The 14,955-nt window shown below is 71.2% G+C and carries 16 protein-coding genes; 9 read left to right on the forward strand and 7 right to left on the reverse strand.

Annotation, left to right across the window (positions count from 1 at the left end):
• Positions 1 to 8: 8 nt before the first annotated feature.
• The 3 genes from murC to OG878_RS09360 form a co-directional block, all read right to left on the reverse strand.
• Positions 9 to 1,403: a UDP-N-acetylmuramate--L-alanine ligase gene (gene murC / locus OG878_RS09350; protein ID WP_328891191.1), complete on the reverse strand. Its 1,395-nt coding sequence runs from the start codon at positions 1,401 to 1,403 to the stop codon at positions 9 to 11.
• Positions 1,404 to 1,446: 43 nt separating this feature from the next.
• On the reverse strand, positions 1,447 to 1,899 hold the full coding sequence (locus OG878_RS09355; protein ID WP_328886352.1) for an indole-3-glycerol phosphate synthase: 453 nt from the start codon (positions 1,897 to 1,899) through the stop codon (positions 1,447 to 1,449).
• Between the two features lie 149 nt (positions 1,900 to 2,048).
• Entirely contained in the window at positions 2,049 to 2,813 is a 765-nt protein-coding gene (locus OG878_RS09360; RefSeq protein ID WP_328886353.1) for a pyrimidine reductase family protein, read from the reverse strand.
• Between the two features lie 37 nt (positions 2,814 to 2,850).
• Between OG878_RS09360 and zapE the strand changes: the two genes are divergently transcribed.
• The 4 genes from zapE (at position 2,851) to OG878_RS09380 (ending at position 6,971) form a co-directional block, all read left to right on the forward strand.
• A complete protein-coding gene (gene zapE / locus OG878_RS09365) occupies positions 2,851 to 3,972 on the forward strand; it encodes a cell division protein ZapE (protein WP_328886354.1) in 1,122 nt (373 codons plus the stop codon).
• Between the two features lie 40 nt (positions 3,973 to 4,012).
• Positions 4,013 to 4,438, forward strand: a complete 426-nt coding sequence (locus OG878_RS09370; protein WP_328886355.1) for an OsmC family protein — start codon at positions 4,013 to 4,015, stop codon at positions 4,436 to 4,438.
• A 126-nt stretch (positions 4,439 to 4,564) separates the two neighbouring features.
• Complete coding sequence (locus tag OG878_RS09375) at positions 4,565 to 5,929, forward strand: alkaline phosphatase PhoX (RefSeq protein WP_328886356.1); 1,365 nt, start codon at positions 4,565 to 4,567, stop codon at positions 5,927 to 5,929.
• Positions 5,930 to 6,062: 133 nt separating this feature from the next.
• On the forward strand, positions 6,063 to 6,971 hold the full coding sequence (locus tag OG878_RS09380) for a polysaccharide deacetylase family protein (RefSeq protein ID WP_328886357.1): 909 nt from the start codon (positions 6,063 to 6,065) through the stop codon (positions 6,969 to 6,971).
• Between the two features lie 313 nt (positions 6,972 to 7,284).
• Here OG878_RS09380 and OG878_RS09385 read toward each other — a convergent pair whose 3' ends face one another.
• The 4 genes from OG878_RS09385 to OG878_RS09400 are packed head-to-tail and all read right to left on the reverse strand — an operon-like array spanning position 7,285 to position 9,750.
• Complete coding sequence (locus OG878_RS09385; RefSeq protein WP_328886358.1) at positions 7,285 to 7,476, reverse strand: hypothetical protein; 192 nt, start codon at positions 7,474 to 7,476, stop codon at positions 7,285 to 7,287.
• Positions 7,477 to 7,490: 14 nt separating this feature from the next.
• On the reverse strand, positions 7,491 to 8,159 hold the full coding sequence (locus OG878_RS09390) for an ABC transporter (RefSeq protein WP_328886359.1): 669 nt from the start codon (positions 8,157 to 8,159) through the stop codon (positions 7,491 to 7,493).
• A complete protein-coding gene (locus tag OG878_RS09395; RefSeq protein ID WP_328886360.1) occupies positions 8,156 to 9,028 on the reverse strand; it encodes an ABC transporter ATP-binding protein in 873 nt (290 codons plus the stop codon). Before OG878_RS09395 ends, OG878_RS09390 begins: the two co-directional genes overlap by 4 nt.
• Positions 9,029 to 9,072: 44 nt before the next feature.
• Positions 9,073 to 9,750: an AIM24 family protein gene (locus OG878_RS09400; protein ID WP_328886361.1), complete on the reverse strand. Its 678-nt coding sequence runs from the start codon at positions 9,748 to 9,750 to the stop codon at positions 9,073 to 9,075.
• An 83-nt stretch (positions 9,751 to 9,833) separates the two neighbouring features.
• Here OG878_RS09400 and OG878_RS09405 point away from each other — a divergent pair, with 83 nt between their 5' ends.
• The 5 genes from OG878_RS09405 to OG878_RS09425 all read left to right on the forward strand — a co-directional run bounded on the left by OG878_RS09405 (position 9,834) and on the right by OG878_RS09425 (position 14,851).
• Positions 9,834 to 10,562, forward strand: a complete 729-nt coding sequence (locus OG878_RS09405; protein ID WP_328886362.1) for a peptidyl-tRNA hydrolase — start codon at positions 9,834 to 9,836, stop codon at positions 10,560 to 10,562.
• Positions 10,563 to 10,704: 142 nt separating this feature from the next.
• Positions 10,705 to 11,448, forward strand: a complete 744-nt coding sequence (locus OG878_RS09410) for a DUF4142 domain-containing protein (RefSeq protein ID WP_328891192.1) — start codon at positions 10,705 to 10,707, stop codon at positions 11,446 to 11,448.
• Between the two features lie 114 nt (positions 11,449 to 11,562).
• The gene (locus OG878_RS09415; protein ID WP_328886363.1) at positions 11,563 to 12,936 is read left to right on the forward strand and encodes a DUF692 domain-containing protein; all 1,374 of its coding nucleotides are present in this window, start codon (positions 11,563 to 11,565) and stop codon (positions 12,934 to 12,936) included.
• A gap of 5 nt (positions 12,937 to 12,941) precedes the next feature.
• Positions 12,942 to 13,982: a TIGR04222 domain-containing membrane protein gene (locus tag OG878_RS09420; RefSeq protein ID WP_328886364.1), complete on the forward strand. Its 1,041-nt coding sequence runs from the start codon at positions 12,942 to 12,944 to the stop codon at positions 13,980 to 13,982.
• 68 nt (positions 13,983 to 14,050) lie between these two features.
• Positions 14,051 to 14,851 carry a TIGR04222 domain-containing membrane protein gene (locus OG878_RS09425; RefSeq protein ID WP_328886365.1) on the forward strand — a complete coding sequence of 267 codons (801 nt, stop codon included), beginning with the start codon at positions 14,051 to 14,053 and terminating at the stop codon, positions 14,849 to 14,851.
• The last annotated feature ends 104 nt before the right edge of the window (positions 14,852 to 14,955 follow it).

Here is a 14,955-nt window from a genome sequence, read left to right on the forward strand (position 1 = left end):
TTGCTCCCTCAGCTCGACAGGTGGTCCAGGATCTGCGGGCCGAGGTCCGTGACGTCGCCCGCCCCCATGGTGAGAACGAGGTCGCCGGGCTTCGCCATTCCCGCGATGACCTCGGGGACCGCCGCCTTGTCGTGGACGGCGGTGACGTCTGCGCCGGCCGCCTTCGCCGCGTCGGTGATCAGGGTGCTGGTGATGCCCGGGATCGGGTCCTCGCGGGCCGGGTAGATGTCCAGGACCACGGAGGCGTCGGCGAGGGCGAGGGCCTGGCCCATCTCGGTGCCGAGCTCCTGGGTGCGGGAGAAGAGGTGCGGCTGGAAGACGACCAGCAGGCGCGAGCCGGCCGCCGCGCCGCGCATCGCTTCGAGGTCGGCGGTCATCTCCGTCGGGTGGTGCGCGTACGAGTCGATGACCTGGACGCCGGCCGCCTCGCCCTTGAGCTGGAGGCGGCGCTTGACCCCGGTGTACTTGCCGAGCGCGGAGGCCAGGTTGTGCGCCGGGATGCCGAGCGCGACACCGGCGGCGAGGGCGGCGACCGCGTTGAGGGCGTAGTGGCGGCCCGGGACGGAGACCGCGAACGTGAGGAACTTGCCGCTCAGGACGACCGTGACTTCGCTGGTCAGCCCGCGCGGGGTGATCTTGTGGACCCGCACGTCGGCGGTCTCGGACTCGCCGTAGGTGACGACGTTGAGGGAGGAGAGGTCGCGTACGCGCTTCGTCAGCTCGACCGCGCCGGACTGGTCGGCGGAGACGACCAGGGTGCCGCCGGGGACGATCTTGCCGGCGAACGTCTCGAAGGACTCGTAGATCTCGTCCATCGAGGCGTAATTCGCGTGGTGGTCCAGCTCGACGTTGAGGACGATCGCGACCTCGGGGTCGTACTTCTGGAAGCTGCGGTCGCTCTCGTCGGCCTCGGCGACGAAGATGTCGCCCTCACCGTGCGTCGCGTTCGTGCCGGGTCCCGCGAGATCGCCGCCGATGGCGTACGACGGGTCGAGGCCCAGCTCGGACAGGGCGACGGCCAGCATCGACGTGGTGGTCGTCTTGCCGTGGGTGCCGGCGACGGCGATGGCGCGCAGGCCCTGCATCAGCGAGGCGAGCGCGTCCGAACGGTGCACGACGGGGATCGACAGCTCGGCGGCGCGCAGCAGCTCGGGGTTGTCGGCGCGGATGGCGCTGGAGACGACCACGCAGGTGGCGTCGTCCGCCAGATGACCGGCGGCGTGCCCGATGTGGACGGTCGCCCCCAGCGCCCGCAGGGCCTCGGCCGTTCCGGACTCCTTGGCATCACTGCCCGCGACCTTCGCGCCGCGCTGGGCGAGGATCTTCGCGATGCCCGACATTCCGGCGCCGCCGATGCCGATGAAGTGAGGTCGTTCCATGGCGGCAGGAATACCGGGTGCCATGCGCATGTCTCCCAGGGTCGATCGAGGTTTATGGCCTCCCAGCCTATTCGCTGTGCGCGAAGAGTCTGAGCACCGGTACGCCGACCTTGTGGCGGGCCCTGGACGCCCAGTCGCGGTGGAAGAACTCCTCCACGTAGTGCGGGGCGGTCAGCACGATGACCTCGTCCGCCTGCGCCTCGTCGACGACGGCCTTCAGTTTGTCCAGCGGGTGTTCCTCGACCACCTGCCCGACCGCTTCGGCGCCCGCCTGGCGCAATGCGGTGACCGAGACCTCGAGTGCCAGCTCGGCGGGCTGTGCGGCGTCCGTGCCCTCGGGGCCGACGAGCTCGCGGGCCGCTTCCTTGATCTCGCCCATCGCCAGGTCGTCGATGGCACGCAGAAGAACGTCGGCCTGGTCACCGCGTGGCTGCATCAGTACGACGAACGAGATCTCTTCCTCCCCGTGGAGGGTCGTGACGAACTCGACGTCCTCGGAGGTGAGAGGCTTCTCGATCATCAAAACGCTGGTGAACACCACAGGCGCCCTTCTGTTCCACCGGCCGTCGCAGGCCGTTGCTGAAACCATCCTTCCCCATGATCACACGGGGTCTGCGAGAGCTATTGTGCCCAGCGGGGGCAAAGCGGAACGGTAATTTCCGCTTATTGTCAGATCCGACAGTACCGACTGAAGAGGAACCCGGCCTCCTCCAGCAGCGACGTCAGGGCGAACCGCTCCGGCACTTCCACCGACGGGCCGCCCGCGATCCGCTGGGCGTCCCCCGCGGTCAGCATCGGCGAGAAGGTCAGACACACCTCGTCCAGCACCCCGGCGGCGACGAACTGTCCGAGCAGCCGGGGCCCGCCCTCCGCCAGCTGCCGCTTGAGGCCACGCTCGGCTAGTTCCCGTACGGCCCTGGCCGGGTCCACCCGGGAACCCTCCCCGGCGATCACCACCTCGGCGCCCGCCTTCCGTGCCGCCTCGATCCGCTCGGCGGGAGCGCCGGCTCCGGTGAGGACGAGGGTGGGGACGAGCGGCGAGACGTAGAGCGGGAGCGAGAAGTCCAGATCGAGACTGCCGCTGACGACGGCGATCGCCGGTGCGGGCCCCTGTCCGGCCGCCGCCCGCCGTGCGGCGAAGGCGTCCCGGGCCCGCGCGGGCCGGTAGCCCTCCGCACGTACGGTCTCCGCTCCCGCGACGACGACATCGGCCAGGCCGCGCAACGTACCGAAGATCCGCATGTCCGTGTCACTGGAGATCGGCTGCGAGCGGCCGTCGTGCTGGGCGGCGCCGTCGAGCGTGGAGACCATGTTGGCCCGCAGCCAGGGGCCGTCCCCCGCGGGGTAGGCATAGGCGTCCGCCAGTGCCTCGAGGCTCCACTCCCCTCCTTCGGGGGCCGGTGTCTGGTCGGTCACAGGGAAGAGGCGTCGCATGCCATGCAGTCTTGCACGGCCCTTAAGCTTGAGAGCTGTGTCGTCCTCCACCGCCGTGCCTGGGCAGAGCCCCATAGCCGAAACGGCCCCGCTGTCCCTGTGCGCCCTTGAGCCGCACGTCCCTGCCGACCGTCTGGTCGCCGAGATGGTGCCGCCGCCGCGCTTCGACTCGGTGCGCTTCGACACGTACGTACCCGACCCCGATCAGCCCAGCCAGATCGAGGCGGTCAAGGTCCTCGGCGAATTCGCGACCGGACTCGGCGGGGCGCACGCCACGGGTGTGGGCAAGGGAAGGGCGCGAGGCGCATCCTCGGAGAAGTGGTGGCGGTTCGGCAGGAAGGCGGCGCCGGCGGCCGGGCCCCTCGGCGTGTATCTCGACGGCGGTTACGGCGTCGGCAAGACGCACCTGCTGGCCTCGCTCTGGCACGCCACACCCGCCGCCCCGTCGCTCAAGGCGTTCGGTACCTTCGTCGAGCTGACGAATCTGGTGGGCGCGCTGGGCTTCCAGCAGACCGTGCAGACGCTCAGCGGGCACCGGCTGCTCTGCATCGACGAATTCGAACTCGACGATCCGGGCGACACCGTCCTTGTGTCGTCGCTGCTCAGCAGGCTGGTCGAGGCCGGGGTCGCCCTGGCCGCCACCTCCAACACGCTGCCCGGCAAGCTCGGCGAGGGGCGCTTCGCCGCCGCGGACTTCCTGCGGGAGATCCAGGGCCTGTCGTCGCACTTCCACCCGCTGCGGATCGACGGCGAGGACTATCGGCACCGCGGGCTGCCCGAGGCACCCGCGCCGTACTCCGACGAGCAGGTCACCAGGGCGGCGTACGCCAACGCGGGCGCGAGCCTGGACGACTTCCCGTCGCTGCTCGACCATCTCGCCCGTGTCCATCCGAGCCGGTACGGCGCGCTGACGGACGGCATCCGGGCCGTCTGCCTCACCGACGTGCAGCCGGTGCCCGACCAGTCGACGGCGCTGCGGCTCGTGGTGCTCGCCGACCGGCTGTACGACCGGGAGATACCGGTGCTCGCTTCGGGGCTCCCGTTCGACCGGCTGTTCAGCGACGAGATGTTGAACGGGGGGTACCGGAAGAAGTACTTCCGGGCAATCTCCCGGCTGACGGCGCTGGCGCGCGACGCAAAGGGACTGGTGGCGCAGTAGGTTCGGATGCGGTAACTCCACCCATCCGAAGGGATCCAGCATGGCAACCACGCGTCAGGCGCACACGGTCTGGGAAGGCAACCTGATCGAGGGCAAGGGCGTTGTCACCTTCGACTCCTCCGGCATCGGGGACTACGAGGTCTCATGGCCGTCCCGCGCGGAGAAGGCGAACGGCAAGACCAGCCCGGAGGAGCTCATCGCGGCGGCGCATTCCAGCTGCTTCTCGATGGCACTGTCCAACGGTCTGACCACGGCCGGCAACGCGCCGACCCGGCTGAACACCCAGGCGGAGGTCACCTTCCAGCCCGGCACCGGCATCACCGGCATCCACCTCACCGTGCAGGGCGAGGTGCCCGGTCTCGACGAGGCCGGCTTCGTCAAGGCGGCCGAGGACGCCAAGGCGAACTGCCCGGTCAGTCAGGCGCTCACGGGCACGACGATCACGCTGACCGCGTCGCTGCTCTGACACCGCGCGCCACGGCAGACCCGTGACGCACCAGCAGGCACAGTGACCCGCATGGTTCCCGCGGAGAGATACGCGTGGTACACACATGCGGGTCACTTCTCCTGTCCGCCAGCAGGGAGTTGCCTCATGTCATCAGCACCCACACGACGACAGGTCCTGGCCCGCAGCGGTGCGACCGCTGCCTCGATCGTCTTCGCCGGGGCCTTCTCCGAACTCTTCGCGGGCACCGCCGCCGCCCGTGGCCACAGCGGCTACGGTCCGCTGGTCCCCGACCCCGACGGCCTGCTCGACCTGCCGAAGGGATTCCGCTACCGGGTCCTGTCCCGGGAGGGCGACGAGCTCCGCTCCGGCGAGGGCTCGGTTCCCAGCAACCACGACGGCATGGCCGCCTTCACCGGCCGCCGGGGCCGCGTCCACCTCGTCCGCAACCACGAGAACCGGGTCACCGCGAAGATCGCGGTCCCAGCCGTCGACGGTCTCACGTACGACCCGATGGGCAAGGGCGGCTGCACCGCACTGGAGCTCGACAGCCGCGGCGCCGTCCTCGGCGAACGCGTCGCCATCGCGGGTACGGCGGTGAACTGCGCGGGCGGCCGCACCCCCTGGAACACGTGGCTGACCTGCGAGGAGACCGAGGACCGGGCCGGCACCAACGGCTACACCAAGGACCACGGCTTCATCTTCGAGGTGGACGGCGCCGACCCGCACCGCACGGGAGCAGTGCCGCTCACCGCGATGGGCAGGTTCCAGCACGAGGCGATCGCGATCGATCCGGGCAACGGGACCGTGTACGAGACGGAGGACGCGTTCGAGAAGCCGTTCGGGCTCTTCTACCGCTTCCTGCCGGAGAAGCCGCTGGGCGGCACGGGTTCGCTGCGGGCCGGCGGTGAACTGCAGGCCATGCGGGTCCCGGGCGTCCCCGACCTCTCGGTCATCCAGGAGACCGGTGCGAGCTTCGACAGGATCGAGTGGGTCTCCGTACCGGATCCGCAGGCCACCGGGACGCCGATCCGGCTGCAGGACTTCGGGCCGAAGGGGATCACGCACGCCCAGAAGCTGGAGGGCTGTTACTGGGGCGGCTCGTCCGTCTACTTCGTCTCCAGCTTCGCGCAGAGCGCGGCGGGCTCGGCGGCCGACCACTACGGCCAGGTGTGGCGGTACGAGCCGAAGCGCGCCCGCCTCACCCTGGTGGTCGTCTTCGGCCCGAATACGGATGTCCAGCTGCCCGGCGAGTCCCCCGACAACATCTGTCTGGCGTCCGACGGCGGGCTGATGGTGTGCGAGGACGGCAACGGCGCCCAGCATGTGTTTGGCGTGACGCGGCGCGGTGAGGTGTACGCGATGGCGCGCGGCCGGCAGAACATCGGTACGCCTCAGGAGCCGGAGTGGGGCGAGTTCGCCGGGGTCACGTTCGCGCCGGACGGCGCGACGATGTTCGTGAACTGCTACACGCCGGGGACGACGTTCGCGGTGACGGGGCCCTGGCGGTGACGCACTGAGGAGGCCGGGGGCAGTGGTGCGGTCCGCTGCCCCGGCCGGAGTGCCACACCCGACCGCCGGCCATACGATCGGCTACTTTCCGTCAGTGACCAACTCTGTACGAAGATTGACCACTGCTGCCACCATGAGTGCTTTTCTTGGCACTGCATTGATCGGTTGTGGCGCTGACGCCCCGTCGAAGAGCGTCGGTACGCACGCCGCCCGGCACGTGGAGTCCTCCACCCTGCCACCCTCGCGCTCACCCTCGACGTCACCGTCCGCGAAGGCCGCCCCGCCCGCGCGGGAGGAGAGGAGGCCGGCCGCGGCGGCGCCCGGACCGCCCGGTCTCACACCGGTCTTCAAGCGGGCCCGGGACACCACCGACAAGGTCGTGGCACTCACCTTCGACGCCGACATGACGGCCGACGAGGGACCGCGCGCGGCCGCGGGCGAGCACTTCGACAACCCGGAACTCATCGCCCTGCTGCGCCTGCTGAAGGTGCACACGACAGTTTTCGTGACCGGGCGGTGGGCGGAGCAGTACCCGTCACAGGCCCGGTCGATCGGCACCGACCCTCTCTTCGAGGTCGCGAACCACTCGTACAGCCACTACGCCTTCACCCCGCGGTGCTACGGGCTGCCGGTCGTCGGGAAGGCCGACATGCGCGCCGAGGTGGAACGCGCCGACGCATCGATCCGGCGGACGGGCGCGCTCAATGTCGTGCCGTACTTCCGCTTCCCCGGCGGCTGTTACGACGACGCGGCGCTGCGCACGCTGGCGGCCGAGAAGATGACGGCGGTGCAGTGGGACGTCGTCAGCGGTGACGCGTTCGCGACGGACGCGGACGCGGTGGCCAAGCAGGTGCTGGACAGGGTGAAGCCGGGCTCCCTGATCGTCATGCACTGCACACGCAGCGCCGCGCCGGTCACGGCCGACGCGGTCCGCCAGGTGGTGCCGGAGCTGCGGGAGCGCGGGTACCGCTTCGTCAAGGTCTCCGACCTCATGGGGCAGAAGCGACCGTCCCTCGAAGCGGACGGGACGGGGTCCGGCTGAGGGCTGTCCCGTCATCCCCGGTGGATCAGCGCACGGCGTCGGATGTGGTGCATCGCAAGGCGGAGGAACATCCTCATACGGGGCATATTCGGGCGTTCCGGCAACGCGGCGAGGCGCCACAGCTGTCGTCGTGCGCCCCGCCAGAGATGACGGCAGAGCCCTTAGAGGAGCTCACAAAATCGGCGCCCGGCACGCACGCTCGCGGCGTTGCCGAAATGCCCTAGTAGCTCCGCTACGAGGACCTTCCGGCGCCTTGCGATCGCACGCACCAGACGCCGCGAGCTGATTCGGACTCCCATTTTGTGAGCTCCTCTTAGCCCGAGCAGGCCGTGCGCTGCGCCTCCTGCCACTCGCAGACCGGGCAGAGCGTGATGCCCTTGACCGACTCCGGGTACTCGGTCGGCTTCCGGCACAGCACGCACTCGGCGTACGGAGGTCCGGAGTCCACCGTCGCCGGCCCGGTCGGCAGCTCCGTACCGGGCGTCTCGCAGTACGACTCGTCCATGCGTACGAGCCTACTCACCCGCGCACCGAAGTGAGCCTGCAGACGGCCGCCGCCACCGCGACGGCCACGGCAGCGGCGCTCACCAGGGGCAGGACGGGGATGTGGACCGCGCCGGTCAGCGATCCGGTGACCAGTCCCGTGACCGCGTACTTCGCGGGCGAGCCGCTGGTGACCAGGGCCAGCAGCGCGGCGAGCGCCGTGGCAGCGACCGACCAGCCGCGGCGGTGCAGCACCGGGCGGGTGCACAGCGCGCCGACCGCCGCTCCGAGCAGCGCGCAGCACGCGGCGGCGAGCAGACCCGCGAGACCGGCGGGCAGCAGCGGGATGCGGACGGTGTGGTCGGCGTTGAAGGGATCGCTGATCAGCAGCACGATCGCGGTGACCACCGTGCCCAGCAGCCCGGCGCAGCCCACCGCGGTGAGCAGCGACGCCAGGTGGACCCTGGGCTGCCCGACCACGGCTGCGGCGACCGTCCGTGCGGCGGGCGGTTCCTGGGTGGCGCAGAGCTGGACGAGCCAGGCGGTGACGGGCAGGAGCGCGGCGGCGGCATAGCCGAGCGAGTCGAGCACGGGCTGCCCCGACTGGACTCCGACGGCAAGGAGGACCGCGTACAGGAGGATGGGGGCGAGCCAGCGCTGGGAACGGAGCAGCAGGGCGGTCTGGTAGCGGATCAGGGCGGTCATCGGGTCTCTGCCGGTTCGATGTGCTCGGTCTTTTCTGCCGGTTCGGTCGGTCCGGTTCGGGGCGCCGGTCCGGTTCCCGGTGCCTCCGCTGCCGACAGCTGTCCGATGTGCCACGGCGGGCGGGCCGCCAGCAGAGCGCGCAGGAGCGCGTCCGAGTGCACGGCCGCAACGGTGAGCCGCAGCGTTCCGTCGGGTCCCGGTTCCTGCACGGGGGCGCCCGGCAGTCCCGCCGGAAGGGCGGCCCCGGGAGCGCCCGTGACCACGATCCGTACCCGGGGCCCGGTCCCGTGCGCCGCCTCCCGCACGATGACGGGGACGAGCCCACGGCCCTCGACCCGGTGGGTGGCGTCGACCGCACCCGCCAGCCGCCGCGGATCGTGGTCGACGAAGACGACCGTGGCTCCGGCCATGACGCGTTCCGCGACGGCGCGGTCCAGTTCGTCGCGTGCCGCCGTGTCCAGGCCGGTCCACGCCTCGTCCAGGACCAGGAGGTCCGGTTCGGCGAGGAGGGCCTGGGCCACGGCGACCTTCTGGCTGGTGCCCTTGGAGAGTTCCGCAAGCGGTGTACGGGCGTGGTCTGCGGCCCCGAAACGGGCCAGCCAGTCCTGCGCCCGCCCGGTTGCCTCCGCAGTCCGCAGGCCGTGGATCCGGCCGAGGTGGACGAGGTACCCGGCCGCGGTGAACGGCAGCGCGGCCGGGAAGCGCTCGGGCACGTACGCCGTACGCCGCCTGCGGCCGGTGATCCGGCCTTCGGTGGGGGCGTCGATCCCCGCAAGCAGCCTCAACAGCGTCGACTTCCCTGTGCCGTTGGCGCCCTCGATGCGGATCAGGGCGTGCGCGGGCAGGTCGAGGTCGACCCCGCGCAGCACCCATGGTCCACCGAGGCCGTACCGCCGGCCCACTCCGTTCAGCTTCAGTTGGCCGACACCTTCTCGGGCTTCAGCTCGCTCGGCCGTACGATCACGAACCCCTCACCGTCCAGCCGCAGCTGGACGGCCTCTCCGGAGCCCCCGCGCATCATCGAGCCGAAGCTCTGCGAGCGGTGCAACGACGTCGCGAGCCGGCTGCTCCAGCCGACCACCGCGTCCGTGTCGACGCACACCGGCTGCTGGGGCGTGACCGGAATCACTATGGGATGGCCCTCACACATCAGACCGAGCTTGCCGTACCCGCTGAAGACACTGTTGAAGATCCCGCCGCCGGTCATTCCGGCGCCCTTCACCGTCTTGATCTCGTACGAGAGCGTGGGGTCGAAGCAGAGGACGTTGCGGCCGTTGATGGTGAGGACGTCGCCCTGCTCCATCTCCACGATGAAGACATTGGCGGCCTCGTGCGCGAACCACACCTCACCCTGCCCGCGCACGGCCATGAGCGGCAGCCCCTCGCCGGTGACGGCGCGCTTGAGCATGCCGCCGAGGCCCTGGCCCTTGCGCTCGAACTGCAGATCACCGCGGAAGGCGACCATCGATCCCTGGCGTGCATGCATTTCGCCGTTGACCGCGTACTTGATGGATTTCGCGTTCTGCAGCGTCATTCCGGGCGCCGTGGCGGGCCGGACCATGTTCTCACTGGAAAAGAGATCGCTCTTCATGCGGTGCATCCTCACCCGGAGCACTTCGTTCCGCCAAGAAGCCGGGAAAGTCGAGAGAATCCACGGCTGGCAGACTGGGACGAGTGAGCAGCAACGACACCACTTCCCCCACCCCCTCGGACTCCCCGTTCCAGTCCGAGCCGAACAGTCGCGACGAGGCCCGGCAGTACGTACTGCCGCTGGTCGTGCACATCGAGAAGACCGACCCCCCGGCCCGCACCGACGCGCTGCGCACCGCCGCTCGTGCCGTCCTCGTGATGCTCTCCGATGAGCGGTCGGCCGGCGAGGGCGAGTGGGCGCAGGTCATGCGCGACTGGCAGGACGCCCGGATCCGCAAGGTCGTACGGCGGGCGCGCGGCGCGGAGTGGCGGAAGGCGACCGCCCTGCCCGGCATCACCGTCACGGGCGGGGGCGCCGAAGTCCGGGTGTTCCCGCCGGTGCCCCTGGACGGCTGGCCGAAGGAGCTGGCCAAGCTCCAGGTCTCGGGCACGGACCTGGACGACCCCGAGCCGCCCGCCGCACCCGACCTGTCCGGCCCGGTGCTGTGGCTGAACCCGGAGCTCGGCATGTCCGCGGGCAAGGAGATGGCGCAGGTCGGACACGGTGCGCAGCTCGCCTGGTGGGAGCTGTCCGAGACGGAGCGCAAGGCATGGCGTGAGGCCGGCTTCCCGCTCTCGGTCGCCACCCCGGATGCCGCCCGTTGGGCCGAACTGACCGTGAGCGGGCTGCCGGTGGTGCAGGACGCCGGGTTCACGGAGATCGCACCGGGGTCCTGCACGGTGGTCGCCGACCATCCGGCGCTGCACCGCTGAACATTCCGGTGCGCCGCTTCGTATCTCCCGATACTGCCGTAACCGGCACTACTGACCAGTATCTTGAACGACCAGCCGACCGCCGGTCGTCGGACCGGCGGTGGATTCGACGCCGTCACATCTCGGCCCGGGAGAAACCTTGTTGCGACGCATCAACGGAACGGCCCTCATCATCACGGCACTTGTCGCCACGATCGGTGCGCTCGCCTTCCCCGTCTGGTCCTACGCCGACCGTTCCGGCACCGGTCAGGCCAATCTCAACGCGTCGTCCGTCGCCACCCAGTGGGGTCCGCTCTCCGCGACCGACCGGGACTTCCTCGTGAAGGTGCGCCTGGCCGGGCTCTGGGAGCTTCCCGCCGGACAGCAGGCCATCGAGCGTGCACCGAGCGAGGCGGTCAAGGCCGCCGGGGACCATCTGGTGGTCGGGCACACGGATCTGGACCGCCGTGCCCGGGACGTGGCCGCGAAGCTCGGGGTGGAGCTGCCGAACCAGCCGAACGAGCAGCAGCAGGGCTGGCTGCGCGAGCTGACGGCGGCGAGCGGCGAGGACTACGAGCGCAAATTCGCCAATCTGCTGCGGGCCGCGCACGGCAAGGTCTTCGGTCTGATCGGCCAGGTCCGGAACACCACCCGCAATTCGCTGATCCGTCAGCTGGCAACAGACGCCAACCAGACCGTGCTGGACCACATCACCATGCTGGAGGCCACCGGCTTCGTCGACTACGACGCGATCGCCCGCGATGCGGCGGCCGCGGCGACGGCCAGTCCGACCGGGCCGCCCCCGCCGGCCGGCGGGGTGGTGCCGCCCCAGCCGGTGCCCGCGGAGCCGACCGGGGACCAGTCGTTCACCTCTCGGCCGTCCACGATGCCGATGCCGATGCCCTGAGCCGGCCGGGCCTGCGGCCGGAACCTCAAATCCAGCTCTGAACGTCCCCCTCTTCGGATTGACCACCGCCCGCCGGGGCCATCACCCCTGCACAGGCCGGAGGAGGGGGACGCCATGGAGCTGGGAATCGGTATCGGCTGGCGGCCGGAGATCGCGGACGCGGTGGAGGCACTGCCAGGGATCGACTGGGTGGAGACGGTGGCGGAGAACCTCTGCACCGACCATCTGCCCGACTCCCTCGTACGGCTCCGCGCGCGCGGCGTGACCGTCGTCCCGCACGGCGTCTCGCTGGGCCTCGGCGGAGCGGACCGCCCCGACCCCGGCCGGCTCGCCGGTCTCGCCGCCCGGGCCTCGCTGCTCGGTACGCCCCTGGTCACGGAGCACATCGCGTTCGTGCGGGCCGGTGGGCCGCGCACTGCGTCGCCGGGGCTCGAGGCGGGCCATCTGCTTCCCGTACCGCGGACCTGGGACGCGCTGGACGTCCTGTGCGAGAACGTGCGGATCGCGCAGGACTCGCTCCCGGTGCCGCTGGCGCTGGAGAACATCGCGGCGCTGTTCTCCTGGCCCGGTGAGGAGCTGACGGAGGGGCAGTTCCTGGCGGAGCTGGTCGCGCGCACCGGGGTCCGGCTGCTGATCGACGTCGCCAACCTCCACACCAACCACGTCAACCGCGGCGAGGACCCCGCGACGGCGCTCGACGAGCTGCCGGTGGAGGCGATCGCGTACGTACATGTGGCCGGGGGCATCGAGAGGGACGGCGTCTGGCACGACACGCACGCCCACCCGGTGACCCGTTCTGTCCTGGACGTGCTCGCCGAACTCCGCTCCCGGGTCGCCCCGCCCGGCGTCCTGCTGGAGCGCGACGACGACTTCCCTCCGGTGACGGAGCTGGCGGGCGAACTGACGGCGATCCGCACCACGTTGGCCACGGCGGGGAGGGCCGGACGGGAGGCGCGCTCCGAGGCGCGGGCGGCCGGGGACGACGCCGCCGCATCTGCAACCCCGGTCGAACCCACCGGTACCGCGACCGACGCCGCCACCGGCCCCGGCCCCGGCAGCACCGCCGAGCCGGCCGCCGAAGCCGCCCGTGACCGTGCCGCTGTCGCCCAGACCGCGCTGCTCTCCGCCCTCGTCGCAGGCACCCCCGCACCGGAAGGGTTCGACCACCGTCGCCTCGCCGTCCAGAGCCGTGCCCTGGCGGCCAAGCGGGCCGACGTCGTCGCCAAGGTGGCACCCGAGCTCCCCGGGATCCTCGGTGACGGCTACCGGAAGGCCTTCCTCGCGTACGCCAGGGCCCACCCCATGTCCGCCGGATACCGGCGCGACGCACTCGACTTCGCCGAGCAGCTGCTGATCGCGGGCCGGCCCGCGGACGACGACGACCGGCGTCGGCTGACCCATTGGTGGCAGGACCGCGCGGCCGCCAGGCCACCGCGTCGCACCACCCGGCTGGTTCGAGCCGCCCGCGCCGCGCTCGTCGGGAGGTGACCGCGATGAACGCGATCGCTCTGCTGGTGACGTTGGGCGTCGTGGTCTCCTCCGCCATCCTGATCACGGGGCTCGCGAAGGCCCGCCGCGGACCCGGTGGCCTCGCGCACGACCTCTACGAGGTGGCCTTCCTGAACGGCGGGCCCGGCAGGGTCGTGGACACCGCACTCACCGCCCTGCAGGCGGACGGACGGCTGGTGGTCGGCGGCCCCGGCATCGTCGCCCTCGTTCGGCCGGTCGCCCACGACCCGGTGGAACGCGCCGTGCTCCACGCGCACGGCGCCGCCCCCAGCGGCGCACTGCACATGCTGCGGGACGCGGTGATGCGGCACCCTGCCGTGCAGGAGGTGGGCGACGGGCTCGCGGCCCGCGGTCTGCTGGCTGCTCCGGACTCCACCCGGAGGTGGCGCCGCTGGGGCGTGATCCAGGGGGTCGGCTGCCTGCTCGCCGTCCCGGCCTCGTTCGCGGTGACGGTGGCTCAGTTCGTGTCGGAGAGCGACGGCGCCGATTTCTCGCTCCCCTTCATCGTCAAGGTGCTCCCTGCTCTGGTCGTGGGCATCGTGACGGGGCTGGTCTGTTCGGGTATCGCCCGTTCACGGATCACCGGGGCGGGACGGCGGGCCGCCCAGCAGTACCGCGCCGCCCATGCCTCCACCGCGGATCCGGCCCACCTGGTGGCGACGCTCGGCCTGCGTGGGCTGCCCGATCCCGCCCTGCGGACACAACTGATGACCGCGGCGCGATTGCGCACGACGGCCGCCGGACGTTCGATGCCGCCCACGCACGCGTCCTCGTCCTCGTCCTCCGGCAGCGGCGACCCTCTCATGGCCACGGCGTGGTGCGCCGGTTCGGGCCCCGCGGACTCCGGCTGCGGAAGTTCGAGCGGCAGCTCGGGTAGCGGTGGAGGCAACAGCTGCGGTGGAGGCAGCAGTTGCGGCGGAGGAAGCGGCGGGTGCGGTTCGGGGAGCAGTTGCAGTTCCGGTTCCAGCTGTTCCAACAGCAGCGGGTCGAGCTGCGGCGGGTCGAGCTGCAGCAGCAGCTCCTGAGGCGGACCACCGTCCGCATGCTGAAAAGGGCATGGCGCTCTGCGGTCCGCCTCGCATAGAACTCGGTCATGCTCTGGGTTCTGTTGCTGCTGGTCGCATGCGGTGCGGCGGTCCTCTCCTGTCTCCGGCTCTGTCTGGCCGCCGCGTCGGTCGACCGGGCGCGCGACCCGGGAGACGTCGAACTGACCCTGTACGAAACCGCGTTCCTGTCCGGCGGCCCGCGCCGGGTCGCGGACCTCGCCCTCGTCACCATGCATCTGCGCCGCCGCTTGCTGATCGCCCATACCGGCTGGGCCACGGTCGTCGACCCGGAGGGCAGGGACGAGGTCGAGCGCACAGTGATCCGTGCCATCGGCCCGGAGGGGCAGTCGTCGCTCCCTCCGATCCGTGTGGCGACCGCCACCGCCGATGCGGTACGCGCCCTCGCCGACCGCCTTGTCGCGACGGGTCTGGCCCTGCCCGGCGGTGAGCGTACGGACATCGCGTCGGCGGTACGCGCGGTGCGCGGCTCGGCGGTGCTGGTGGTCGTGATGGCGGGTGCGGCGCTGCTGCTTCCGGGCCGGGAACGGGGGTTCGGCAGCCCGGCGGCGGCGGACCTCGTCTGGTTCGCGCTGCCGCTCGTCCTGACGCTCGGCGCTCTGGCCATCGCCCGGATGGAGATCCATCCGTACAGTTCCTGGGCCTCCCCCACCGGGCAGCGGCTGCTGGACTCGGCCGCCCCGGCGGGCGGCGCACACCCTGACGTGCTGACGGCGGTCGCCGTACGAGGGGTCCGTGCCGTCGGCGATCCGGCGCTGCGGGCCGCGTTCCTGGGCGGCGGCCTCCCTGAGCATCCGGGGGATCCGACACGTCGGGGTCATTCCCTCTGACATTCGGGAGCGGTGCTTTGCATCGCTGATCACCCGCCCGACCGTCCCCCTTCGGTTTCATCGGCTCGCCCGCCTGCACGAAGGGAACGCGCAGGAGAGCCACG

This window comes from Streptomyces sp. NBC_00316, from assembly GCF_036158715.1.
Taxonomy (GTDB): Bacteria; Actinomycetota; Actinomycetes; order Streptomycetales; family Streptomycetaceae; genus Streptomyces.

Bases quoted from the DNA above. Each gene is read 5' to 3' on its own strand.
- OG878_RS09420 (WP_328886364.1), top strand. From the start codon at position 12,942: ATGAACGCGATCGCTCTGCTGGTGACGTTGGGCGTCGTGGTCTCCTCC.
- OG878_RS09375 (WP_328886356.1), top strand. From the start codon at position 4,565: ATGTCATCAGCACCCACACGACGACAGGTCCTGGCCCGCAGCGGTGCG.
- OG878_RS09355 (WP_328886352.1), bottom strand. From the start codon at position 1,899: ATGATCGAGAAGCCTCTCACCTCCGAGGACGTCGAGTTCGTCACGACC.
- OG878_RS09415 (WP_328886363.1), top strand. From the start codon at position 11,563: ATGGAGCTGGGAATCGGTATCGGCTGGCGGCCGGAGATCGCGGACGCG.
- OG878_RS09370 (WP_328886355.1), top strand. From the start codon at position 4,013: ATGGCAACCACGCGTCAGGCGCACACGGTCTGGGAAGGCAACCTGATC.
- OG878_RS09400 (WP_328886361.1), bottom strand. From the start codon at position 9,750: ATGAAGAGCGATCTCTTTTCCAGTGAGAACATGGTCCGGCCCGCCACG.
- OG878_RS09390 (WP_328886359.1), bottom strand. From the start codon at position 8,159: ATGACCGCCCTGATCCGCTACCAGACCGCCCTGCTGCTCCGTTCCCAG.
- murC (WP_328891191.1), bottom strand. From the start codon at position 1,403: ATGGCACCCGGTATTCCTGCCGCCATGGAACGACCTCACTTCATCGGC.
- OG878_RS09380 (WP_328886357.1), top strand. From the start codon at position 6,063: ATGAGTGCTTTTCTTGGCACTGCATTGATCGGTTGTGGCGCTGACGCC.
- OG878_RS09425 (WP_328886365.1), top strand. From the start codon at position 14,051: ATGCTCTGGGTTCTGTTGCTGCTGGTCGCATGCGGTGCGGCGGTCCTC.
- OG878_RS09360 (WP_328886353.1), bottom strand. From the start codon at position 2,813: ATGCGACGCCTCTTCCCTGTGACCGACCAGACACCGGCCCCCGAAGGA.
- OG878_RS09385 (WP_328886358.1), bottom strand. From the start codon at position 7,476: ATGGACGAGTCGTACTGCGAGACGCCCGGTACGGAGCTGCCGACCGGG.